Consider the following 22,338-nt stretch of genomic DNA (forward strand, 5'->3'; position numbering starts at 1 on the left):
GGCCTCCCGTCCACCGTGCCCGAGGCGTCGGCGCCGAATCCTCCGCGAGGCGTCTCAGGCGAGGACGTCCACGCTGCCGTGATCCGCGATCCGGGTGGCGAGGTCGGAGAGGTGGGTCCGGGAGTCGCCCCACGTGCGCGTGATGTCGGCGAGGCGGGCGGCGAGATGTCCGACGGCGTACTCGGCCGTGACGCCGATGCCGCCGTGGAGCTGGATCGCCTCGCGCCCGATGTGCCGGGCGGCGCGGTCGACGACGACCCGGGTGCGCAGGACGGTGTCGACGTCCTCGGGCTCGTCGTCGGCCGTCATCGCCGCGTACAGCGCACTGCTGCGGGCGAGTTCGAGCTCGACGTACATGTCGGCGGCCCGCTGGGTGAGGGTCTGGAAGTGCGCGAGCGGCACCCCGAACTGCTCGCGGGTGTTGAGGTAGTCGCTCGTGAGGCGCAGCGCCTCGTCCATCGCGCCGACGGCCTCGTGGCACAGGAGGACGGCACCGAGCGAGAGGGCCTCGCGCAGGACCCGGTCGGCCTCCGGGCCCTCGCCGAGACGTGTCGCCGGAGTGCCGTCGAGCACGACCTCCTCGGTGGCCACCTCGGGTCGCTCGACGAGGAACAGACCCGACCCGTCCGGTGTCGCCGCGCTGACGACGAGGTGCGTCGCCGCGGGGGCGTACCGGACCGGGGCCTTGGTGCCCGACAGCGTCCAGGAGTCGGGGCCTTCGGTGGCCGTGACGTCCGTCGGTGTCGGGCTCCACCGCCGCAGCGGCTCGTCGAGCGCCGGGAGCGGCAACGCGCTGCCCTCGGAGAGCGCACCGAGGATCTCGCGGCGGGTCTCGTCCGTGGCGAGACGGCCGACGATGGTGCCGGCGACGAGGGTCTCGGCGAGGGGCACCTGGAGACGGGCCCGGCCGAGTTCGGTCGCGACGACGGCGAGGTCGGTGATCCCCGCGCCCACGCCGCCGTCGTCCTCCGCCCACGCCAACGCGGGGACGCCGACCTCGACGAGAGCCTCCCAGAGGGTCGCGTCGTGCGGCGGGGGCGCGGCGGAACGGCCGTCCTCGGCCGCGGGGCTGCCGTGGCGACGCAGGACGCCGCGCACGGCATCGCGAAGGGCCTTCTGCTCATCGGTCATCGTGAAGTCCATGGCTCAGCCCTTCAGCCCGAGGATCGTGGAGGCGACGATCATGCGCTGGACCTCGCTGGATCCGCCGTAGATCGTGGCCTTGCGGTAGTTGAGGTCGAGCGGCACGGTCACGGAGGCCCAGTCGGGCACGGAGTCGAGCTCGTCCCACACGAGCGACATGGGGCCGGCGATGTCGGCGGCGAACTCGAGCACCTCCTGTTGCAGCTCCGAGCCGACGAGCTTGAGGATCGAGGAGGCCGGGTCCGGGCGGCCGTCGTGGGAGGTCGCGCTCGTGCGTAGCGCGGTGAGCTCGAGGGCCATGAGCCGGGACTCGATCTCGGCGAAGCGGGCGGCGACGACGGGCTCCTCGAGCAGGGAGCCCTCGGGGGTGCGCACCTGCGCCGCATGGTCTTTGAGCCCCGTGAGCAGACGTTTGATCATGCCGTTGTTCGCGACGCCGACCCGCTCGTTGCCGAGGAGGAACTTGGCGTAGGTCCACCCGCGGTTCTCCTCACCGACGAGCTGATCGACCGGGACGCGGACGTTCTCGAAGAACACCTCGTTGATCTCGACGCCCCCGTCGAGCATGCGGATCGGACGCACGGTGACGCCCTCGCTTCTCATGTCGATGAGAAGGAACGAGATGCCCTGCTGCTTCTTGGGCGCCGCGGGGTCGGTGCGGACGAGGGCGAAGATCCAGTCGGCGTGCTGGGCGAGGGTGGTCCACGTCTTCTGCCCGTTGACGACGTAGTGGTCCCCGTCGCGCACCGCAGTCGTCCGCAGGGCGGCAAGGTCGGAGCCCGCGCCCGGCTCGGAGAAGCCCTGGCACCACCAGATCTCGGCCGTGAGCGTCTTGGGGAGGAATCGTTCCTGCAGCTCCCGCGAGCCGAAGGTCTGGATGACCGGCCCGACCATCGCCACGTTGAACGGCAGGGGTGGCATGACGGCCGCCGCCTGCATCTCGGTGCTCCAGATGTGCCGTTGCAGCGGGGTCCAGTCCCGGCCACCCCACTCCACCGGCCAGGCGGGCGCGGCGTAGCCGGCCTCGGCGAGGGTGCGTTGGCTGCGGCGGATGTCGTCGGCCTCGAGCCGCCGCCCCGCCGCGACCTTCTCCCGCAGGTCGGCTGGGAACTCCTCGGTGAAGAAATGACGGAGCGTCTGTTGCAGGGCTGAGTCGTCGGCCGAGAGGCGTCGTTGCATGACCCCGAACCTAGAGGCCCAGCCCCGGGCCCTCCACGGCTTCCATGAGACCTGTTGACGATGGCGCCGGGTGGATGCACCTATACGACCTGGTCAGAGAAGGTTCGGAGACGCCTCGAGCGGCACGCACGCACGCCTCCCACCCGCCGAAGCGAGCCGCACCTCTCCGCTGCGCACGATGGGCGGGCCGCCACCTCGCGTCGAGGTGACGGCCCGCCCTCCTCGGCCCCCGGGCTCAGCCCCAGACGAGACCCTTGGCGGGGTCGTGAAGGATCGCGGCGATGTCGGCGAGGAATCTGCTGCCGAGGTCGCCGTCGATGAGGCGGTGGTCGAAGCTCAGCCCGAGCTGGGTGACCCAGCGGGGCTCGACCCGCTCGTCCGCGCCCTCGCCCACGACCCACGGCTGACGACGGACCGCCCCGAAGACGAAGATCGCCGACTCCCCCGGGTTGATGATCGGAGTACCGGTGTCGACGCCGAAGACGCCGACGTTCGTGATCGTGATCGTGCCGCCGGACATGTCCGCAGGCTGCGTGCGGCCCGCACGCGCGGTGTCGACGAGCCCGCCCATCGCCTCGGCGAGCTCGCGCATCGTCATCGCGTCGGCGTCCTTGATGTTCGGGACGATGAGACCCCGCGGTGTCGCTGCGGCGATACCGAGGTTGACGTAGTTCTTCTGCACGATGACGGGGCCGCCGGTCTCGGCGTCGTTCTCCACCCACTGGGCGTTGACGCCCGGGTTGCGCTTGCACGCGAGGAGCAGCGCCTTGGCGACGACGAGCAGCGGCGTGACCTTGACGTCGCGGAACTCCCGATCGGCCTTGAGCCGCTCGACGAGGTCCATCGTCGCGGTGACGTCGACGGTGACGAACTCCGTGACGTGCGGGGCGGTGAACTTGCTCGCGCTCATCGCCTGCGCGGTCACCTTGCGGACGCCCTTGACCGGGGTTCTGCTCTCGCGCTCGCCACTGCGGGCCGGGCTCGCCGCCGCGGTCCCCTGGACACCCGACGCGCCCGAGACACCGCCCGAGGGAGCCTGGCCCTGCCCGTCACCGCCCGCGAGGAACGCTTCGACGTCGGCGCGGGTGATGATGCCGCCCGCTCCCGATCCGGGCACGTCGGCGAGGTCGACGCCGTTGTCCTTGGCGAACTTGCGCACCGGGGGTTTGGCGAGAGGACGGCCCTCACGCATGGTCACGCCGCCCGGCGACGAGGTCGGCGCGGGCGAGGAGGCGGAGGGCGACGTCGAGGCCGGCCTCTCCGAGGGCGTCCTCGGGCCGGCTCCTGCGGGCTGGGCGCCCCCGGCCTCGGCCGCGGTCGGCGCACCACGCCGACGGCGCCGCGTCGTCGAGCCCGCGATCTCCCCGTAGCCGACGAGGTTGGGTTCGCGCTTCTCGGCCTCGGCGGACCCCGCGTCGCCCTGGCCGGGCCCACCGGAGCCCGAGTCGGCCGGGCCGTCGACGGCGATCGTGATGATGGGCTTGCCGACCTCGACCTCGGTGCCCTCGGCCTCGAGGATGTCGACGACCGTACCCGCCCACGGGATCGGCAGCTCGACGAGGGACTTGCTCGTCTCCACCTCGACGACGATCTGGTTGACCTCGACCACGTCGCCGGGCGCCACCCGCCACGACACGATCTCGGCCTCGGTCAGGCCCTCGCCGGGATCCTGGAGGACGAACGTCTTGACCGTGCCGCCACCGGCGGAGCCGCCGGCGGCCGAACCCGCACCCGGTCTCGTGTTCGGCGCGGTGTCGTCGACGTTCGTCGCGGCGGAGCGCCCTGAGGCGCCCGGGGAGGCGGTGCCTCCCCACCCGCCGCCGGCGTCCTCCGGCGGAGGCGCGTCGGCCTCGGCGGTGGCCGCGGGGGCGGGGGAACCGCCCGCGCCCTCGTCGCCCGCCCCGGCGACCTCGATGCGGATGATCGGCGCGCCGACCTCGACCTCGGTCCCCTCCTCGACGAGAAGCTCGGTGACGGTGCCGTCCCACGGGATCGGCAGCTCGACGAGGGACTTGCTCGTCTCCACCTCGACGACGATCTGGTTGACCGTCACCGTGTCGCCGGGCGCGACCCGCCACGACACGATCTCGGCCTCGGTCAGTCCCTCACCCGGGTCGGGGAGGTTGAACGTCTTGATACCCATGTCACCCAATCCTGTCCGGGACTCAGTACGCGAGCGCGCGGTCGACGCCGTCGAGCACGCGGTCGAGGTCGGGCAGATGGAGGTGTTCGAGCTTGCTCGGCGGGTAGGGGATGTCGAACCCGGTGACCCGCTGCACGGGCGCCTCGAGGTGGTAGAAGCAGCGTTGCTGCACCTGCGCGGCGATCTCGGCGCCGAGGCCGAGGAACCTGCTCGCCTCGTGCGAGACGACGAGGCGACCCGTCTTCTCCACCGAGGACGTGATGGCCCCGATGTCGAGCGGGTTGAGCCCGCGCAGCTCGACGACCTCGATCGAGGTGCCCTCGGTCTCCGCCGCGGCGGCGGCCTGGAGTGCGGTCTTCATCGTCGGGCCCCACGCGACGAGCGTGACGTCGGTGCCCTGCCTGGCGACGACCGCCTCCTCCATCGAGCGCGGTGCGGAGGGCGCGTCGAGGTCGACCTCCATCTTCTCGTGGTAGCGGCGCTTGGGCTCGAAGAACATCACCGGGTCGTCGGAGGAGACGGCCTCCTGGATCATCCAGTAGGCGTCCTCGGCGTTGCTGCACGTGACGACCCGCAGGCCGGCGCTGTGGAGGAAGTAGGACTCGTTCGACTCGCTGTGGTGCTCGACCGCGCCGATGCCGCCGCCGTAGGGCACGCGGATGACGATCGGCAGCCGCACCCGCCCGTGCGAACGCGCGGGCATCTTGGCGATCTGGCTCGTGATGTGGTCGAACGCCGGGTAGATGAACCCGTCGAACTGGATCTCGACGACGGGCCGGTAGCCGCGCAGGGCGAGACCGACGGCCGTGCCCGCGATGCCGGACTCCGCGAGCGGGGTGTCGATGACGCGGTCCTCGCCGAAGTCCTTCTGCAGGCCCTCGGTGATCCGGAAGACGCCACCGAGCTTGCCGACGTCCTCGCCCATGACGAGGACCTTGGGGTCCTTCTCCATCGCGCGGCGCAGGCCCGTGTTGATGCCCTTGCCCAGGGTGAGCTTGGTGCCCATCACGCCTCCTGCGTCTCGAAGCCGGCCTGGTACTCCTCGAACTCCGCACGCTGCTCGGCGAGGGGTGCGTGGGGGTCGACGTAGGTGTGCTCCCAGAGCATCGAGCTCGGCGGGTCGGGCATCTGCTGCACGCCGGCCCGGATCCTCGCCGCCAACGCGTCGGCCTCGCGGTCGACCTCCTCGAAGAACGCCTCCTCGGTCTCGTGCAGCGAGAGGAGGAACTTCTTGAGCCGGGTGAGCGGGTCGCGCTCGCGCCACAGCTCGACCTCGGCGGAGTCGCGGTACTTCGTGGGGTCGTCCGAGGTGGTGTGCGCGCCCATGCGGTAGGTGTAGGCCTCGATGAGGAACGGGCCCTGGCCGCTGCGGGCGTGCTCGAGAGCGTGCTGGGAGACGGCGTAGCAGGCGAGGACGTCGTTGCCGTCGACCCGCACGCCCGGGAACCCGAAGCCGCTCGCGCGTTCGTAGAGGGGGTTGCGCGTCTGCCGCACGTTGGGCTCGGAGATCGCCCACTGGTTGTTCTGGCAGTAGAAGACGACCGGCGCCTGGTTGACCGCGGCGAACACGAACGACTCCATGATGTCGCCCTGTGCCGTGGCCCCGTCGCCGAAGAACGTGACGACCGCGGTGTCGCGCTCGGGGTCGCCCGTGCCGTAGTCGCCGTCGCGCTGCACGCCCATCGCGTAGCCGACCGCGTGGAGGGCGTTGTTGCCGATGACGATCGTGTAGAGGTGGAACTTCTTCTCCTCCGGGTCCCACGCCCCGTGGGTGCACCCGCGGTACATCCCCATGATCGCGAGGGGATCGACGTCCTTGCACCACGCGACGCCGTGCTCGCGGTAGGCGGGGAACGCGTGGTCCTGCGGCTTCATCGCCCGGCCGATGCCGATCTGGGCGGCCTCCTGACCCAGGAGCCCCGGCCACAGACCGAGCTCGCCCTGCCGCTGCAGCGCCGTGCCCTCGAGGTCGAGGCGGCGGATGAGCGCCATGTCGCGGTACAACGCCCGGCCGTCCTCCTCGGTGAGGGCGTCGACGTACTCGTCGTAGGGCAGGTTGACCTCGTTGCGGATCCGGTTGCCGTCCTTGTCGATGAACCGGACCGCGACCGGGCCGCCGTCGTAGTAGGGAGACCCGACGGTGGTCTCGTGGTGCTTGACGCCTTCGCCGTCGAAGTCGAAGGCCCTCGCAAGTCCGTTGTCGCTCATACGCACTCCTTCGTGGAGAGTGAGACGGATCCGGCCCGGGCGGCGGGGATGGGGCCGCCCGGCGCACCCGGGGCCGTCCAGGCACGTGTCCGAATGACGGTAACGCACATCACCTCCAGCAGGGATGCGGTCGGCACGACTGCTCAGCGCCGGCGCGCTCGAACCGGAGGGGGGCGTCCAGACCGGAGCCCGTACCGCTCGGTCCGAGCGCTCCCCTCCGGTCCGAGGTGGGGTGGGCGGGGGTGCGGGGGCGGGGTGTAGTCGGCGGCACACCGGTCGATAGGAGGGGCGTGTCCGCTGACGTCACCCCCGCCGCGCGGCGAGTCCTCACGATCCTCGCCCTGGTCGTGACGACCCTGCTCGCCCTCACCCTGTGGTGGCTGGCCGTGGGGGAGCTCGTCACCACCGCGGGCCTGCCGCCGGGGACGACGCGGACGGTGGGAACGGTGATCTCGTGCGCCGACGCACCGATCGGCCCCGGATGCACGGTGCGCTACTCCCTTGATAGCGGCGTCCCGACGACCCGCCCGATCGATCTACCCGGGCTCGTCGGGGTCGTCGAGGGCGACGTCGTCCCCCTCGTCCTCGACACCGAGGGCATGGTGCGCCTCGGCGGGTGGCGCCCCTGGGCGGACGCGGTCGTCCTCGCCGCACTCGCCGTCGCGACGAGCCTGAATGCGACGCGGTGGCTGCGCACCGTCCTCGCGGACTCCGACCGTCGGGCCCTGGTCCACGGCGTCGACCTCACACTCGTCCCCGACGTGCGCGCCCGTCGCCGCGCCGACCGCGATCTGCGCGACGCGGTCTGACGCGCGAGCGCGGTCCACCCTCGTCCGGCGCCGGTCAGGGCATCCGGTCGCGGAACTCGCGGGCGACCTCGAGGAGGCGGTCGGTGGCCTCCGGGGCCTCGACGGACACGCGGACGCCCTCACCGGGGAACGGACGCACCGAGAGCCCCCGGGCGTCGGCGGCCTCGGCGAAGGCCTGGGTGTGTCCGGCGAGCGGCAGCCACACGAAGTTCGCCTGGGTGTCGGGCACGTCGTACCCGAGGTCCCGCAGCCCCGCGAGCAGGCGGCCGCGTTCCTCGACGAGGTCGGCGACCCGCTCGAGCAGGGCGTCCTTGACCGACAGGGACGCGAGCGCGGCCTGGGCGGCGAGCTCGGTGACGGCGAAGGGGATGACGCAGCTGCGCAGTGAGGCGGCGAGCTGCGGGCGGGCGACGGCGTACCCCACGCGCAGCCCCGCGAGACCGTAGGCCTTGCTGAACGTGCGGAGCAGCACGACGTTGGGGTGGGAGCGGTAGACCTCGAGGCCCTCCGCGGCCTCGGGATCGCGGACGAACTCCACGTAGGCCTCGTCGAGGACGACGAGCACGTCGGCGGGCACCTGAGCGAGGAACTCCTCGAGCTCGGCCGCCGTGACGACCGGCCCCGTCGGGTTGTTGGGGCTGCACACGATGACGAGGCGGGTGTCGCGGGTGATGGCCCCCGCCATCGCGGCGAGGTCGTGCCGGCCCTCGGCCGTGACGGGGACCTGCACCGAACGGGCCCCGGAGAGCGCGACCATGATCGGGTAGGCCTCGAAGCTGCGCCAGGCGTAGACGACCTCGTCATCGGCCTCGCAGGCCGCCCCGACGATCGCCGAGAGCACGCCGGAACTTCCGGTGCCGGTGACGATCTCCTCGGGGGTGACGCCGAGGTCGGCGGCGACGGCCTCACGCAGCGCGGTGGCGCCCATGTCGGGGTAGCGGTTCATCTGCGCGGCGGAGGCGGCGACCGCCTCGAGCACCCCGGGCAACGGGGGGTAGGGGTTCTCGTTGCTGCTCATCTTGTACGAGACGACGTCGGGCACGACGGTCGGCGGCCTGCCCGGCTTGTACACCGGCACCCCCTGCAGTGCGTCCCGGAGGCGGACGACCGCCTCGGCGCCCTGGACGTCGAACGCCTCGCGCTCCGTGACGCCGTGGCTGTCGGTCATGCTCGCTCCTGTCGTTCCGGGGAGGCGCGGGGTGAACGCATCCGGCCTGTCCGGGCGCGTCCGCGCAGGGGTCCGGCGAACCGCCGTCGGCCTCCCGCGCCGTCGTCACCACACGATGGCACGGCGCGCCGCGTGGTGGGAACCAACCCGGCAGACCGGCCACCACTCGCGCGTCGTCCCGGGTCGCACGACGGGGGCGGGGCCACAGGAGCCCACCGGCGCAGCGGGCGCACCTCTCGCGGCCCGGCCCGCGTCGACGGTGGTCCTCGTTGGACTCCCGAGGTGCCCGGGGCCCACGAGCACCGCGAGGCACCGGGTGCGTGACACCCGCCCGCGTCAGGGCCGGGCGCCGACCGACTCCGGCACGGTTCGCACGAGGCCGACTCGGCGGGACTGGTGATCGAGGATGGCGACGACGATGACCGTCCACGCCACCGAGGTGACGGCGTCGAGCGGGGTCGAGGTCGTCGACGAATCGACGTACCCCTCGGCGACCGTGCCGCTGAAGATGCCGACCACACCGACGACGATGTTGTTGACGGTGTGAAGCGCGACCGCGGCCTCGAGTCCTCCGGTGCGCCAGACGAGGTAGCAGCACCCGGCGGCCATGGCCGCGAGGTCGATGACGATCCACGGGTCGGTCGAGCCGTGGGCGGCCGCGAACAGCGCGCTCGACACGACACCCGCGACGACGAGCCCGACGACCGGCCGGGTGAACAGGGAGCCGATCGTCGTGACGACGAACCCACGGAAGAGGTACTCCTCACCGGCGGCCTGGAACGGGGTGAGCACGAGGGTGATGAGCAACAACCACAGCCACCCCTCGGGCCGCGGCCGGGTCTCGGCGCCGGCGAGGAACCAGGCCCCGCCCACGTAGAGGGCGTACAGCGGCAACAGCACGAGCATGCACCGCAGCAACCAGCCCAGGCGCAGCCGCCCCTCGACGGAGTGCAGGAATCGCGGCGCCACCCGGGAACCGACCGCGAACGCGATGAGTGACACGACGATGAGGAGCGCGAGCGAGACGTTGAGGACGGTCATCATCACGGGGTCGGTGACGTCCTCCAACCGGCTGAGGGTCCCCGGGTCCCCGGTGGCGAAACCGACGAGGGCGAGGACGAGCATCGGGGCGACGAGCGCGAGCGCGCTGAGGACGAGCGCCACCGGCCAGGCGAGAACCGGCTGCCACCACCGCAGGCGCGGGGTGCGCGTGACCTCCGGGTAGGTGTGCCCGATGAGCGGCAGCCGGAGCGGCGCCGGCCGCGGCACGGGAGCGGACGGTGGCCCGGCCGGCGGCGCCATGCTCGAGACCCCGGGCTGCGGACCCCACACCTCGGTGGCGGAGGCCGGGCCGCCGGGTTCGGGAGCGGCGGTGCCGGGCGCAGGGGGTGGCATCGGGGAATCGGGGTGCATGTCCTCATGGTCCCAGTCGGCGAGCGCGGAGGTCATCGGCCGGGGGTCGACGGGGCGCGAGGCGACGGTCGCGGAGATCACGGCCGGGAGCGACACCCCACCCCTGCGGAAGTCGGACACTCCCTCGGCCCGGAGTCGGATCCTCCGGACCGTCGGGCGGCGCCCCGACCGACGCCGCGCCCACGGCCTCGGGGTGGCCCGCGCAGGTCGCCGACGCCTCGACCCCGACCGCGACGAGGTCTGCCGACCCCGCGACGGTCGGGGTACCGACGATCAGGCGGCGGGAGCGGAGCCGGTGCTGTCCCCGGCCGGCGTGGAGGTGCCGCGACCGTTGCCGTTTCCGTTGCCCCGGGCGGTGCGCTCCCCGGTGGGGGTGGAGACCGACTCGCCCGTCGAGCCGCCACCGTTCGATGAGGCAGGCGGCTCCGCAGGCGTCGGATCCTGCGGCTTCGCGGGCGGAGGGTCGGCGGGCGGTGGCGGCGGCTTCGGAGCGGGCGGGGGAGGGTTGTCCGCCGGGGGCGGAGGTGCCGGGGCCGGTTTCGGAGGCGTCGGGTCGGCCGGGGAGGGCTTGACCGGCGTCGGACGGGCCGGGGTGGGCTTGACCGGGCTCGGCTTCGCGGGTGCCGGCTTGACGGGGGCGGGGTTCGCGGGCTTGGCCGGAGCCGGCTTCGGCGCGGGCGTTCCCGGCCGGGGCGTGGTCGTGGGCCTGGGCGTGATGGGTCGGGGCGTCACCTGCGGCGGTGTCGTCGACGGCGGCGCGGTCGTGGGCTGAGTCGTGAAGCCGGGCCCGTCCGTGGGCGTGTCGGGCGCCTCCGGCAGGCGGCGGCCCGGCTCGGGGGCGGGACCTCCGGCGGGCGCCGAGGCAGAGGGCGTGCCGGGCGCGGAGGTCGCCGTCCGACCGGCCGCGGTCGCCCCCGTGCTCCGATAGTGCGCGACCCAGGGGAGGACGCTGCCGGGGAACCCCTCGCTGTCGTCCATGCGCACGAGACCCTGGGCGAGACCCTCGGGCGTCGTGAGGTCGCCGCCCGCCGAGCACAGGAGCGTGCCCACCGAGAGCGCGGCGTCGTCGGCGTCGGCGACGTCGGTGTGCCCGTCCCCGTCGCCGTCGCGGCCGATGGCGGCCCACGTCTGGGGAACGAGGAGCATGGGCCCCACCCCGCGGTCGAAGGTGAGATCGCCGTCGAGGGTGCCCTTGTCGGTGTCCCGGACCGTGACCGTGCCGACGGCCGTGCCGTCCAGGCGTGGCCCGACGATGCGGACCGTCGCCGTGCCGTTCTCGTCGACCTGGCCCTCGGCGGCGTGATCGGACTGCACCTTGCCGATGCCGGCGAGCACCCACCAGGGCAGCTTGCATCCGGGCGAGTCGGTCGCGAGACGAGTCTCGGCGGAGCGGTAGGCCTGCAGGACCCGAGGGGGAACGACATCCCGGCCGCCGGCGGCGAGCCCGCGAGGCGCTCCGATGGTGCCGTCGAGCGCGGCGGTGGCCGTGGGCAGTGCCCGCGACACGGCGGCGTCACCGCCGCTCACCGTGTGCCCGAGCGACGTGACGACCTCGGCCCGCGCGGCGCGAGCCACGGCCTCGGAGTCGACCGGCCGGGAGAGGGTGTAGGCCACCATGCTCGCGGCGACCGTGACGACGACCGCCGACCCCACACCCACGAGCACCGCCGGGCGGTGCCGACCGCGCTGTCCCTCGTCGTCGTCGAAGTCGAGGAGGTCGTACCCCTGCTGCGCATCCACGCGTCGTCTCATCATCGCCCCCACCACGAACCCCGTCGGACGGTCGTCCGATATGGATACCGTATCCGGCGTGTGGTGCGCGGATCCAGCCGTGGGAGTGACGATTTCGCGTCGGTGGGGTCGGCGGGGACACGCGACCGCAGGTCAGGGGTCTCCTTCCCCCGCACTCGGGCGTGCCGCACGGTCGCGACGACCGATCATGACACGGCGCTCCGAGCAGCGCCACGACGCGTCCCGCACGCACCCGGGCCGGACCATGGGCCACGTCGCGAGGAGCGCCTCAGTGATCGTGTCGGTGGCGCCGGTGGGTGTCGGTCGAGGCGGGCGAGGGCACGACACCCGAGAGGTCGGGGTCGGACGTCTCGGCGGACCCGTCGGTCTCGGAGTCGGTGTCGGGGACACAGGTCGGGCTCGGCGACGGGTCGACGTCCTGCTCCTCCTCCGACTGTGCGGGGAACGGATCCTCGCCGTCGGCACACGGGCGCAGCGTCTCCGGGGACTCGCTCGGCGGCACGGTAGGCGGCTGCGGCGCGGGGTGCGTGTCCGTCGGGTCGGAGGGTGTCGTCGTCGAGGCCGGGGTCGGCTCCGGCGTCGGGGAGGGCGTTCCCGTCGGCGGCGTCGTCCCCGTCGGCCCCGTCGTCCGCGTGGGCCCCGGCGTCGCCGTCGTCGGGCGCGGCGCGGGGGTGCGGGGTGGCGTGGACGTCGGGGAGGTCGCACCCGGCGCGGGGCTCGCGTGCCGAGGCGCCGGCGTGCCGGCCGACGGCGAGGTCGTGGCCCGAGGCGGGTCGGCGACGATCACCGGTGGCGTCTCGCGCGAGGTGTCCCGGGGCATCGTCCCCCGCGTGACCGTCGACGGGAGCGGTTGCGGCACGGGCAGCGTCGGGGTCGGGGTCGGGGTGTAGATCGGTGGGGGGGTGAGGCCGTCGCGGTAGGCCTGACCGGCGGCCAGCACGTTGGTCACGTACGTCTCCGACGGGTTGTACCGCAGCACGGCCGCCCGCAGCGCGGTCGCGTCGGTGAGATCTCCCCCGTCCGCGCACAGGTAGCGCCCGGCGCTGAGCGCGGCGTCGTAGACGTTCTGCGGGTCGGCGACGCCGTCACCGTTGCCGTCCACGCCGTAGCCACGCCACGTCGCGGGCAGGAACTGCATGGGTCCGACGGCGCGGTCGTGGACGCTGTTGCCGTCGTACACGCCGCGGTCGGTGTCGAGGACGACGGCCGTCTGCGGTGTCGAGCCGTCGAGGACGGGCCCGAGGATGGGGGTGAGCGCGCGACCGTTCGCATCGACCTGGCCGCCGTTGGCGTGTCCCGACTCGACGTAGCCGATGCCGGCGAGCATCCACCAGGAGAGGTGGCAGTTCGGATGGGTGGCGGCAAGGCCGGTCTCGGCCCGGCGGTACGCGTCCTGAACCGTTGCGGGAACCCCGGCGGTGGCGCCCGGGGCGCCCGAGTGCATGGCCGCGGGCACGATCTGATCCATGCGGCCGAGAGCCGTCCACGGCAGTGAGGCCGGCCCCTCGATGCCACCCAGGAGACCGGTGCCTCCCGCCGGGGCCGGGGCGGCGACCCCCGCGGGGCGGGGAGAGGGCGGCAGATGCAGGGAGCCCGGCGCACCGACGGCGAGCGGCGCGAGCGCGATGAGGGAGGCGGTGCCGACGACGGCGGCCTGACGCGCGCGGGTCGTCGGCGTCACCTCCGACCGTCCGCGGTCACCCCTCGGCGTCCCCCCGGTGAGTCCTTCGCGGACGGAACGGAAGGGGCGGGCCAGACGGGCACCGGCACGCGACAGCGCGTCGCGACGACTCATGGAAATCCACTCCTGGGGCACGCGTGATGATCAGGCGGTCACCGCCTCCCATACCCACGGGCCGCCATCCACCGCGGCCCGGCGTAGGACGACGATGTCGGTCTCCATTGTCCCCCTCGCGACGACGGCGCACCAACCGGGTTGTCGCTGAGGCTCCTCGACCGGCGGAGCGGTGACCCGACGCACGCCCCGCGGAACGCCTTGCGCCCCAGAGTCCGTCACCCGGCCCACACGCCGGAGGGCGGACAGCCGCGCTGCCCGCCCTCCGACATGCGGCGCTCGAGGCCGCGTCGCGAGGTCACATGTCCTGGCCGCCGTTGACACCCCAGACCTGGCCGGTGATGAACCCGGACTCGTCGGCGCACAGGAAGTGCACGACGCGGGCGATCTCGGACGGACGGGCGAGACGGTGGACGGGAATGTTGCCCTTGATCTTGTCGAGCACCTTGTCCGGCACGCCCTGGACCATCTCGGTGAGGACGTAGCCCGGGGTGACGGCGTTGACCGTGACACCGATGGTGTCGTCGTCGAGCTTGCCGTCGCGGGCGAGCTGGAACGCCGCCTCACGGGCGAGGGTCTTCGTGAGACCGAACAGGCCGGCCTTGGAGGCGGCGTAGTTGGCCTGTCCGATGTTGCCCATCTCGCCGATGACGGAGCTGACGTTGACGATGCGTCCCGTCCCACGTTCGAGCATGTGCTTGAGCGCGGCCTGGCTGAGGTAGAACGCGCCGGAGAGGTTGACGTCGATGACCTGCTGCCAGTCGTCGTCGCTCATCTTGGAGACGACGCGGTCACGGGTGATGCCGGCGTTGTTGACGAGGATGTCGAGGCGACCGTGCTTCTCGATGACCTCGGCGATGGTGCGGCGGCAGTCCTCGGGGTTGCCGATGTTGCCCTGGTGGATCGAGAACTCCGTCTCGTGACCGGCCCAGGCGCTCTGCAGGTCGTGGAGGAAGTCCTGGGCGCGTTCGGTCTTGCCCGCGTACCCGGAGGCCACGGTGGCACCCTGGCGGGCGAGGGCCTGGCTGATCGCGGCCCCGATCCCACGGGTTCCGCCCGTGACGAAGGCCACGCGTCCGGCGAGCTTGCCGCCCCGCGGCGGGGCCTCGTGCGCGGCGGGGACGGTCGGGGTCTGCGTTTCCTGGGTGATGGTCTGCGACATCGGACTCTCCTTGGGTGTCGCGGCCACCCGTAGGCGGGGGCCTGTGCGTCTGTGCAGTGAGGTCGAACCGGGCAACTGTCGTTCCGGGAGGTGGCGGGCCCGCCGGCGCAGGAGGCGGGCCGCGGGAGTGCCCCGAGGGGCTGACGCGGGTACGGCTGTGGGTGGCCGCGGGGGTGGAACCCCCGGGGTCACGAGGTGGTCGGTCGGTCAGGCTCCTCGACGGTCGCCGAGGTCGTGGGTGTCGGAGTCGTGGCCGGGGGCGTCATCGTCGTCGCGGCGCCGGGCGGGCTCGGCCTGGGACCGCACGGCGAGCCAGTCGGCGATGTCGGGCCAGATCTCCTTGCGGGCCTTGGATCCGGCCATGAGGCCGATGTGGCCGCCCTTGCGGTCCATGTGCTCCAGGTCGTCGCTGTTGACGAGCTGGAGGAACGGCAGCGTGGACTCGCGGGGGGCGATGTGGTCGGCGTCGGCGGTGACGACGAGGATGCTCTGGTCGAGGCGTCCGAGGTCGACGCGGCGCCCACGCAGTTCCATGCGGCCGCGCACGAGGCGGTTCTCCTTGTACATCCACCGGATCCACTGGGAGAACGCCCGACCCGCGAACGGTGGGTTGTCCTCGACCCACTTCGACATGGCCTGATAACCCACCCGGTTGACCGTGCCGTCGTGCACCTGCTCCAGCAGGCGGCGTTTGGTGGTGACGTGGTTCTGCACGGGCTTCATGAGCTTGTTCGCGAAGTCGACGATGCGACCCGGGATGTTGCCGAGCTCGGCCACCTCCTCGACGTCGAAGGTGTCGCGTCCGGTCCAGTTGCGGTAGAGCGACCCCTCGGTGTCGACGGGCATCGTGAGCAGGACGAGGTTGCGGGCCTGCCCGTGGGGATGGAGCGCGGCGTACATCGCCGTGAGGGCGGCCCCGATGCACCACCCGACCATCGAGATCTCGCTGCTGCCGGACGCGCGGCGCGTCTCACGGACGGCCCACGCGAGTTCGTCGCAGACGTAGTCGTCGATGCCCATGTCCTCGTCCCCGGGGCCGGGAACACCCCAGTCGAGGAGGAACACGTCGAAGCCACGGCCGAGGAGGTACTCGACGAAGGAGTTGCCGGGACGCAGGTCGAAGATCATCGGCCGGTTGATGAGGGCGAACACGAGGAGCACGGGCACGGGATGCCGACGCTCGGTGCTGCGATACCGGTAGAGGGTCGCGTTGCGGTGGGTCCACACGACCTCCTTGGGGGTGGCCCCGATGACCGCATCGTCGGTCGTGAGCAGGATGTTCGTCGTCTCGATGAGCGTGCGCGGCACCCGCAACACCGAGGACACGAGCGTCACTGCTCGCCTCCCTCGGACTCATGGGGCAGGCGACCGCGCCCCTTCGCACCACGGGAGCGCAGCGGCTCGGCCGCGGCCAGGGCCTCGTCGCGCTCCTGACGCGTCCGGGCCAGTTCGTCCTCGAGCTGCTCGACGGCCTGCAGGACGCGCTCGAGCTTGTCCTCGGTGCGATTGAGCTGGGAACCGAGCCGGGCGAGGTCGCGCTGTCCGGCGAACCTGGTGGCGCGGACCACCTGGTCCATACCGATGGAGGCGATGCGGCTCATCGCCACGACGTTGCTGGTCACCATGGCCAGAGCCTCGGCGAAGCCCTGACTCGTGACGAGCTGGTCGGCGGCGCGCGACATCTGCTTCTCGGACTTGTCGTACGCCTCGCGCAGCTTCTGCTCGGCCGAATCCTGCTGGGCCATCACGGTCCTCGCTTGTCATTGGTCGACGGTGCCTGGCGTGCCGGGCCTGCATGGATGTGATCCCCGACACTTCCCACGACAGTAGCGCAGGTCGACCGGCCGTGAGCCCGATCACGTCGCCGGATTCATGAACGGCGCAGTTCATCGGCGAACGGTCGCCCCGGCCGCCCCTCGCCGCCGGCCCGTCCACACACCCGCGCCATGCCGCGCCCGCCACGGGGTCGGCGCGCCCCGCGACCCGTCCCGCGGCCCGGCCCGGCCCCGGCGTGGGCCACGCACCGGACGCCGGGCCGCGACCGTGCTCCGCGCGACATCGACCGACCCCTGCAGGGGCTGTCGCGCCGCCTACCCTGGGAGCAGGGGTCACCAGCGCCCGAGCCACCACCGCACGAGGAGCACGAGATGTCCGAGCAGAAGCCGCCGTCGGTCCTGGGGTCCTACATCCGGGCCCAGCGGCAGCTCGCCGACCTCTCCCTGCGCCAGCTCGCGGGACTCTCGAACGTGTCCAACGCCTACCTGAGCCAGGTGGAACGGGGGCTGCACCAGCCCTCCCTCAAGGTGCTCGGCTCCATCGCCGACGCCCTCGACATCTCCACCGAACACCTCCTCGCCCAGGCGGGGGTGATGTCGACCGGGGCGAGCAACCTCCGCCGCGCCGGCGGCCAGAACGGCACCGAGGAGACCCGGCCCTCCCCCGCGGTCGTCGAGGCCGTCGAGGCCGACGAGGCGCTCACCGACGACGAGAAGCAGGCACTCCTCGCCCTCTATCGCACGTTCGTCGAGCGCCACCAGTCCGCGTGAGGGTCCGCCCGCCTCGTTCCATCCCACCTCGAACCGCAGGAGAGCGCTGACACCGGACGGCACGCCCTCCGGTCTCGCACCGCCCCTCCGGTTCGAGCGAGAGGGGTGCGTGGCCTCGCGGGGACATGGGGGTCGTCTCGTTCCCGCATTCCGCATGGACGTCGCGTCGGCGACATGGACGTCGCGTCGGCGACCTCGAGGTGATTGACATCCCAATCGGGCGGTGCGTACTATTTCAAGCAGAGCGCCGGTTCTCGGCGTTGTCCGATCCCTCCGCCCGAAAGGTTCAGCCATGTCGATCACCGAGCAGTACCTCGAGGCCACCCGCAAGATGCAGGAGAACTGGTTCTCCGCCGTGGACGCCATGACCTCGCAGTTCTCCAAGCAGTTCGACCGCCCCTCCACCGCGCAGTTCGGCGCCGTCGACCCCCGCAAGGCCGTCGACGAGATGTTCGACTTCTACGGCCGCGCCCTCGCCGTCCAGCGCGAGACCGCACACAAGCTCCTCGACGCCAACCAGCAGCTCACCGAGCAGTGGAACTCCCAGGCCGAGCAGTTCTACACGGCGTGGCGTGACCAGGCCAAGACGATGACCGAGACCGCCCGTCACCAGATGGAGACGTTCGCCGAGTCGGCCCGCGAGCAGGCCGCCCAGTTCGGTCAGGTCGTCGAGGCCAAGGTCGCCGAGGCCCAGGCCGCGACCCGCGAGCAGGCCGAGCGCATCACCACGGCCACCGCCGAGCAGACCCAGCGCCTCGCCTCGGCCGCCGCCGAGCAGACCGCTCGCATGACGGGCGCCGCCGCGGAGAACACCGCCGCGATGACGAACGCCGCCGCGGAGAACACCGAGCGCGCCACCGAGGCCGCCAGCGCGCAGGTCAAGCGCAACTTCAACCTCATGAACACCGCGCAGCTCAAGTCCGAGCTCTCCTCCCGCGGGCTCGACACGACCGGTTCGCTCGACGAGCTCCGTGCGCGTCTCCGCGAGGCCGACGCCAAGGCCTGAGCAGCATCGTCCGCCTGAGCACCACGTCGACAGCTCGAGCCGCTCACGCGACGTCCTGAGACACCGGCTCGAGGGTGAACGGCACGCCGGCCGTCACCGCACGACGCACACGACCCGGGGGTCCACCAGCACGGTGGGCCCCCGGTCGTCGTCGCCGCCGATCCCCCCACCGCACCGGCCTGCCCGTGCGCCCCGCAACGGAGGCGGAAACGCCTAGCATCGGCCGCGGGTAGACCCCTCTCCAGAACGGACTTCGACATGAGCGCCCTCATCAACCTCGACCTCTCCGGCCGCACCGCGATCGTCACGGGGGGTGTGAGCGGCATCGGCCTCGCCTGCGCCCAGGCACTCGGCGCCGCCGGAGCGGAGGTCACGGTCATCGACCTCGACGGCGACGCGGCGGCGGCGGTCGCCGAGCCCCTCGGCGGTCACGGCCTCGGCGCCGACCTCTCCGACTCCGCGGTGCTCGACTCCCTCGACATCACCGCGGACATCATCGTCAACAACGCCGGGTTCCAGCGGGTCGCCCCGGTCCAGGAGTTCGAGCCCGAGACCTTCCGCGCGATCCAGCGCGTGATGCTCGAGGCGCCGTTCATGCTCATCCGCGCCTCCCTCCCCCGCATGTACGAACAGAAGTGGGGACGCGTCGTCAACATCAGCTCCGCCCACGGCCTGCGCGCCTCGGCGTTCAAGTCGGCGTACGTCTCGGCCAAGCACGGCCTCGAGGGCCTCTCCAAGGTCGTCGCGCTGGAGGGCGCCGAGCACGGGGTGACGTCGAACTGCATCAACCCCGGCTACGTGCGGACTCCTCTCGTCGTCAAGCAGATCGCCGATCAGGCCAAGGCGCACAGCATGTCCGAGGAGGAGGTCGTCCCCAAGGTGATGCTGCACCGGATGGCCCGCAAGGTCATGCTGGAACCCGAGGAGGTCGCCGACCTCATGCTGTTCCTGTGCTCCGACTCCGCCGTGAGCATCACCGGCACGTCCTACGCGATGGACGGCGGCTGGACGGCGAGCTGACGGGCGGTGACGGAAGTCCCTGGACCCGACGCCCGCCCCGAGCGTAAACACCGACCATGACCGAGTACGTGGAGTCCGTGGCCGTCGCCGTCGATCCCCAGAAGCTGTTCGACTACCTCGCCGACGTCGCCAATCTGCCGAGCTACATGCCGCGCCTGTCCAGCGCCGAGGAGGTCGGCGACGGCGCGGTGTCGGTCACGGCCACGCCGCGACTGGCCGACGGCACGACGGTGGAGGTCAAGGGCACCGCGTGGACACGGGTCGACACGCCCGGGCGCACGTTCAGCTGGGGCTCGGTCGGAGGCCGGCACGGTTACCGGGGCAGCTTCGACATCGACGCGATCGACGACGGCGCCGAGCTCACCGTCCGCATCACGAGCGAGCGGGCCGACGCCGAGTCCGTGCGCGCCGGACTGCGCGACGTCCTCGCCTCGATCAAGCGCATCGCCGAGGACGCCCCCGCGTCCTGACCTCGACCGCCGCGACCACGCCCCGGCCCATGCCGGGGCGTGGTCGTCCTCCGTTCCCGCCACGTCCTCACCCCGCCCCGAGGGCTGTCGACAACCGTCCGTGCGTGGGCGCCCGGGATCTCCTACCGTGGAGGAGTCCGGGGGACGGACGTTCGACTCAGGGGGGAATCCGCATGAGATGGCGCGCAGTGCTCGCAGGTGTCGGGGTGGCCGGAATGCTGGCCGCGTGTGGGGGAGGTGGACCCACCGAGACGCCGACGGCGACACCGACACCGGCCCAGACCTCGGGGTCCGAGACGTCGGCCGCGCGCTCCGGGACGGCGACGCCGGTCACCGAGCGCGTCGACATCGATGTCGTCGGCGACGGGATTCCCGAGCACAAGCTCGACCTCTTCCTCCCCAAGGACCAGGGCCCCGGCCCGTTCCCGCTGGTCATCTGGGTGCACGGCGGCGGCTGGCAAGGGGGCGACAAGAGCGACATCGGCCGCGGTGAGGACATCCAGATGGTGCAGACCAAGGAACTCCTCCTCGACCACGGCTACGCGGTCGCCGCACCCAACTACCACGTCCTGCCGAACACGAAGTTCCCGCAGCCGATGCAGGACGTCTCCGCCGCCGTGCGCCACCTGCGTGCCCACGCCGCCGAGTACGGGCTCGACTCCCAGCGGTTCGCGCTCATGGGCGACTCCGCCGGCGGGCACCTCGCGTCGATGACCGCGATGACGCCCGACAAGCCCGACCTGCAGGGCACTCTCGGAGACACCTCGGTGGACGCGCGGGTCAAGGCGTTCGTCGGCGTCTACGGCATCTACGACCTCACGATGCGCACCGAGGACCAGAAGAACGTCTGCGGTGGCGGCAAACCGGGCGCGGAGTCCTCGCACGGACGCCTCGTCGGCGCCGACCCCGACTCTCCCGAGGGCGAACCCGCCGCCCGGGCCGCGAGCCCGGTCACCTACGTCGGGCCGCAGTCACCGCCGGCCCTGTTGCTCGCCGGCCGCCAGGACTGCACCGCGCCCTACCCGCAGGCACAGCGCTTCCACGACGCACTCAAGGCCGCCGGGGTCCCCACCGAGCTGACGATCATCGACAAGTCCCACGGGGACCCGCAGTTCTTCACCGACCCGGCCATCCACGACCAGCTCCTGCGATTCCTCGACAGCCACGTCAAGAACTGAGGCGACGCCCTCGAGATCCGCGGCGACGACGGCAGGGGCGACACCCCACCGACGACGACCCCGACGCGACGGTCCGTGGACCGCCGGTCGGGGTCGTCCGGTGTGAGTCGAGCGCTCGGGGGTCAGCGCGGCAGGTCGCGCAGGAGCGGACCGAACTCGCGGGCGAGGGTGCCGTCGTAGAACACGTCGGTGCCGCCCGGGATCTCGCGCACCGTCCAGCGGTCGCGGCCGCGGGCGAACTCGAAGAACTCGTCGAAGCCGTGCACGTAGGATCCGGACGCCGGCTGCACGACCCACACCGGAACCTCGAGCTCGGCGAGCAGCTCCCGACCCGGCACGGCGAACTGCTTCGTGGCGAGGGAGGCGTACGCGGCGCAGGTGTCGATCGTGGGGCGGCGCATCCACGCCCCGGAGGGCTCGACGAGGGTGTCGTGGGCGAGCGAGACCCGGGCGCCGGCCTCATCGGGCTGACGGGTGTTCCAGTCCGAGGCCATCGCCGCAGCGCCCTCGTCGAGGAACGCCTCCAGCGACGCCGGGTCGGGGCCGCTGACCCCCAGCCGGAACCGCTTCGCCAGCTTTGCCTGCAGGTCGGCACTGTCGAAGATGGACAGCACCTCCAGGTAGTCCACGGCCGGAAGGAACACGGGGCTGTCGACGAGGCCGATCGCCGAGAAGCGGTCCGGGAACCGCGCGACGGACAGTTCCGCGATGGCGCCTCCGAACTCGTAACCGACGACCGCCGGGCGGGCCATGCCGACGTGGTCGGCGAGAGCAGACATGTCGTGGAGGGTGTGCTCGTGGCTGTGGCCGATGACCTCCGCCGTGCTGCGGCCGTGACCTCGCATCGCGAACGTCACGACTCGCGCCTCGGTCGCGAGCTCGGTCGCCGTCGTCCACCAGATGCGCTCCCCGAGGCCCACGCTCGTCGGTACGACTTTCGGCACCCCGGTTCGATGCGGCACGCCCCGCCGGGACGTCGCTCCACGGTGTCGGCCCGGGCCCGGACCGTGAGGTCGGGGCCCGGGCCGTTGCCGGGTGCGGGAGCCGGGAATCCCGCGGGAGCCGCGCACGCCTGTGGCCTCCCGGAGGCGTCGCGGTTGCCGGAAGGCCGGCGGCTCAGACGGTGAACGCCGACACTCGCTGCCGGAGTTCGTCGCTCACGTCGACCAGCTCGCCGAACGAGGCCGTCATCTCGTCGACCCCGCGGCTGGACTCACGGGTGAGGTTGGCGATCTGGTCGACCGAACGGGCGATCTCACTACTGCCGCTCGCGGCCTCGGTGACGTTGCGTCCCATCTCGTTGGTCGTCGCGGTCTGCTCCTCGACGGCCGAGGCGATCGTGGCCT

Annotated in this window: 20 protein-coding genes; 6 read left to right on the forward strand and 14 right to left on the reverse strand. The window is 72.3% G+C overall.

Annotation, left to right across the window (positions count from 1 at the left end):
• Nucleotides 1-54 precede the first annotated feature (54 nt).
• The 5 genes from RT054_RS13535 to RT054_RS13555 all read right to left on the reverse strand — a co-directional run bounded on the left by RT054_RS13535 (nt 55) and on the right by RT054_RS13555 (nt 6,673).
• The gene (locus RT054_RS13535; protein WP_313024487.1) at nt 55-1,131 is read right to left on the reverse strand and encodes an acyl-CoA dehydrogenase; all 1,077 of its coding nucleotides are present in this window, start codon (nt 1,129-1,131) and stop codon (nt 55-57) included.
• Nucleotides 1,132-1,146: 15 nt separating this feature from the next.
• A complete protein-coding gene (locus RT054_RS13540) occupies nt 1,147-2,322 on the reverse strand; it encodes an acyl-CoA dehydrogenase family protein (RefSeq protein ID WP_313024489.1) in 1,176 nt (391 codons plus the stop codon).
• Nucleotides 2,323-2,557: 235 nt separating this feature from the next.
• Nucleotides 2,558-4,465, reverse strand: coding sequence for a 2-oxo acid dehydrogenase subunit E2 (locus RT054_RS13545; protein ID WP_313024493.1), 1,908 nt, complete (start codon nt 4,463-4,465; stop codon nt 2,558-2,560).
• 22 nt (nt 4,466-4,487) lie between these two features.
• Complete coding sequence (locus tag RT054_RS13550) at nt 4,488-5,471, reverse strand: alpha-ketoacid dehydrogenase subunit beta (RefSeq protein WP_313024495.1); 984 nt, start codon at nt 5,469-5,471, stop codon at nt 4,488-4,490.
• Nucleotides 5,471-6,673: a thiamine pyrophosphate-dependent dehydrogenase E1 component subunit alpha gene (locus RT054_RS13555; protein ID WP_312717929.1), complete on the reverse strand. Its 1,203-nt coding sequence runs from the start codon at nt 6,671-6,673 to the stop codon at nt 5,471-5,473. The genes RT054_RS13550 and RT054_RS13555 overlap by 1 nt, the downstream gene beginning before the upstream one ends.
• 290 nt (nt 6,674-6,963) lie before the next feature.
• On the opposite strand from RT054_RS13555, the gene RT054_RS13560 reads away from it, so the two are divergent.
• Nucleotides 6,964-7,482 (forward strand): hypothetical protein, encoded by a 519-nt coding sequence (locus tag RT054_RS13560; protein ID WP_313024500.1) that lies wholly within the window; start codon nt 6,964-6,966, stop codon nt 7,480-7,482.
• Between the two features lie 34 nt (nt 7,483-7,516).
• On the opposite strand, the gene hisC is transcribed toward RT054_RS13560, so the two are convergent.
• The 7 genes from hisC to RT054_RS13595 form a co-directional block, all read right to left on the reverse strand.
• On the reverse strand, nt 7,517-8,650 hold the full coding sequence (gene hisC, locus RT054_RS13565; RefSeq protein WP_313024502.1) for a histidinol-phosphate transaminase: 1,134 nt from the start codon (nt 8,648-8,650) through the stop codon (nt 7,517-7,519).
• A gap of 336 nt (nt 8,651-8,986) precedes the next feature.
• Nucleotides 8,987-10,144, reverse strand: a complete 1,158-nt coding sequence (locus RT054_RS13570; RefSeq protein ID WP_313024506.1) for a type II CAAX endopeptidase family protein — start codon at nt 10,142-10,144, stop codon at nt 8,987-8,989.
• A gap of 192 nt (nt 10,145-10,336) precedes the next feature.
• A complete protein-coding gene (locus RT054_RS13575; RefSeq protein ID WP_312717933.1) occupies nt 10,337-11,803 on the reverse strand; it encodes a hypothetical protein in 1,467 nt (488 codons plus the stop codon).
• 280 nt (nt 11,804-12,083) lie between these two features.
• Entirely contained in the window at nt 12,084-13,610 is a 1,527-nt protein-coding gene (locus RT054_RS13580) for a lytic transglycosylase domain-containing protein (protein ID WP_313024510.1), read from the reverse strand.
• 298 nt (nt 13,611-13,908) lie between these two features.
• Nucleotides 13,909-14,772 (reverse strand): beta-ketoacyl-ACP reductase, encoded by an 864-nt coding sequence (locus tag RT054_RS13585; RefSeq protein WP_312717935.1) that lies wholly within the window; start codon nt 14,770-14,772, stop codon nt 13,909-13,911.
• A 207-nt stretch (nt 14,773-14,979) separates the two neighbouring features.
• Entirely contained in the window at nt 14,980-16,107 is a 1,128-nt protein-coding gene (locus tag RT054_RS13590) for an alpha/beta fold hydrolase (RefSeq protein WP_313024514.1), read from the reverse strand.
• Nucleotides 16,104-16,517, reverse strand: coding sequence for a hypothetical protein (locus tag RT054_RS13595; RefSeq protein WP_313024517.1), 414 nt, complete (start codon nt 16,515-16,517; stop codon nt 16,104-16,106). The genes RT054_RS13590 and RT054_RS13595 overlap by 4 nt, the downstream gene beginning before the upstream one ends.
• A gap of 402 nt (nt 16,518-16,919) precedes the next feature.
• Here RT054_RS13595 and RT054_RS13600 point away from each other — a divergent pair, with 402 nt between their 5' ends.
• The 5 genes from RT054_RS13600 to RT054_RS13620 all read left to right on the forward strand — a co-directional run bounded on the left by RT054_RS13600 (nt 16,920) and on the right by RT054_RS13620 (nt 20,992).
• Nucleotides 16,920-17,318 carry a helix-turn-helix transcriptional regulator gene (locus RT054_RS13600; RefSeq protein WP_312717938.1) on the forward strand — a complete coding sequence of 133 codons (399 nt, stop codon included), beginning with the start codon at nt 16,920-16,922 and terminating at the stop codon, nt 17,316-17,318.
• 292 nt (nt 17,319-17,610) lie between these two features.
• Nucleotides 17,611-18,324, forward strand: coding sequence for an SAP domain-containing protein (locus RT054_RS13605; protein ID WP_313024520.1), 714 nt, complete (start codon nt 17,611-17,613; stop codon nt 18,322-18,324).
• Nucleotides 18,325-18,582: 258 nt separating this feature from the next.
• Nucleotides 18,583-19,344, forward strand: coding sequence for a 3-hydroxybutyrate dehydrogenase (locus RT054_RS13610; RefSeq protein WP_313024523.1), 762 nt, complete (start codon nt 18,583-18,585; stop codon nt 19,342-19,344).
• Between the two features lie 56 nt (nt 19,345-19,400).
• Entirely contained in the window at nt 19,401-19,814 is a 414-nt protein-coding gene (locus RT054_RS13615) for an SRPBCC family protein (RefSeq protein ID WP_312717942.1), read from the forward strand.
• A gap of 215 nt (nt 19,815-20,029) precedes the next feature.
• A complete protein-coding gene (locus RT054_RS13620; protein ID WP_313024540.1) occupies nt 20,030-20,992 on the forward strand; it encodes an alpha/beta hydrolase in 963 nt (320 codons plus the stop codon).
• Nucleotides 20,993-21,114: 122 nt separating this feature from the next.
• On the opposite strand, the gene RT054_RS13625 is transcribed toward RT054_RS13620, so the two are convergent.
• Nucleotides 21,115-21,936 carry an alpha/beta fold hydrolase gene (locus tag RT054_RS13625; protein ID WP_313024526.1) on the reverse strand — a complete coding sequence of 274 codons (822 nt, stop codon included), beginning with the start codon at nt 21,934-21,936 and terminating at the stop codon, nt 21,115-21,117.
• A gap of 172 nt (nt 21,937-22,108) precedes the next feature.
• A partial coding sequence (locus tag RT054_RS13630; RefSeq protein ID WP_313024529.1) for a methyl-accepting chemotaxis protein occupies nt 22,109-22,338 on the reverse strand: 230 nt, incomplete at its 5' end.

It is taken from the genome of Mobilicoccus sp., assembly GCF_032060985.1.
Classification (GTDB): domain Bacteria; phylum Actinomycetota; class Actinomycetes; order Actinomycetales; family Dermatophilaceae; genus Mobilicoccus.

Bases quoted from the DNA above. Each gene is read 5' to 3' on its own strand.
- RT054_RS13535 (WP_313024487.1), bottom strand. From the start codon at position 1,131: ATGACCGATGAGCAGAAGGCCCTTCGCGATGCCGTGCGCGGCGTCCTG.
- RT054_RS13540 (WP_313024489.1), bottom strand. From the start codon at position 2,322: ATGCAACGACGCCTCTCGGCCGACGACTCAGCCCTGCAACAGACGCTC.
- RT054_RS13545 (WP_313024493.1), bottom strand. From the start codon at position 4,465: ATGGGTATCAAGACGTTCAACCTCCCCGACCCGGGTGAGGGACTGACC.
- RT054_RS13550 (WP_313024495.1), bottom strand. From the start codon at position 5,471: ATGGGCACCAAGCTCACCCTGGGCAAGGGCATCAACACGGGCCTGCGC.
- RT054_RS13555 (WP_312717929.1), bottom strand. From the start codon at position 6,673: ATGAGCGACAACGGACTTGCGAGGGCCTTCGACTTCGACGGCGAAGGC.
- hisC (WP_313024502.1), bottom strand. From the start codon at position 8,650: ATGACCGACAGCCACGGCGTCACGGAGCGCGAGGCGTTCGACGTCCAG.
- RT054_RS13580 (WP_313024510.1), bottom strand. From the start codon at position 13,610: ATGAGTCGTCGCGACGCGCTGTCGCGTGCCGGTGCCCGTCTGGCCCGC.
- RT054_RS13585 (WP_312717935.1), bottom strand. From the start codon at position 14,772: ATGTCGCAGACCATCACCCAGGAAACGCAGACCCCGACCGTCCCCGCC.
- RT054_RS13595 (WP_313024517.1), bottom strand. From the start codon at position 16,517: ATGGCCCAGCAGGATTCGGCCGAGCAGAAGCTGCGCGAGGCGTACGAC.
- RT054_RS13600 (WP_312717938.1), top strand. From the start codon at position 16,920: ATGTCCGAGCAGAAGCCGCCGTCGGTCCTGGGGTCCTACATCCGGGCC.
- RT054_RS13605 (WP_313024520.1), top strand. From the start codon at position 17,611: ATGTCGATCACCGAGCAGTACCTCGAGGCCACCCGCAAGATGCAGGAG.
- RT054_RS13610 (WP_313024523.1), top strand. From the start codon at position 18,583: ATGAGCGCCCTCATCAACCTCGACCTCTCCGGCCGCACCGCGATCGTC.
- RT054_RS13615 (WP_312717942.1), top strand. From the start codon at position 19,401: ATGACCGAGTACGTGGAGTCCGTGGCCGTCGCCGTCGATCCCCAGAAG.
- RT054_RS13620 (WP_313024540.1), top strand. From the start codon at position 20,030: ATGCTGGCCGCGTGTGGGGGAGGTGGACCCACCGAGACGCCGACGGCG.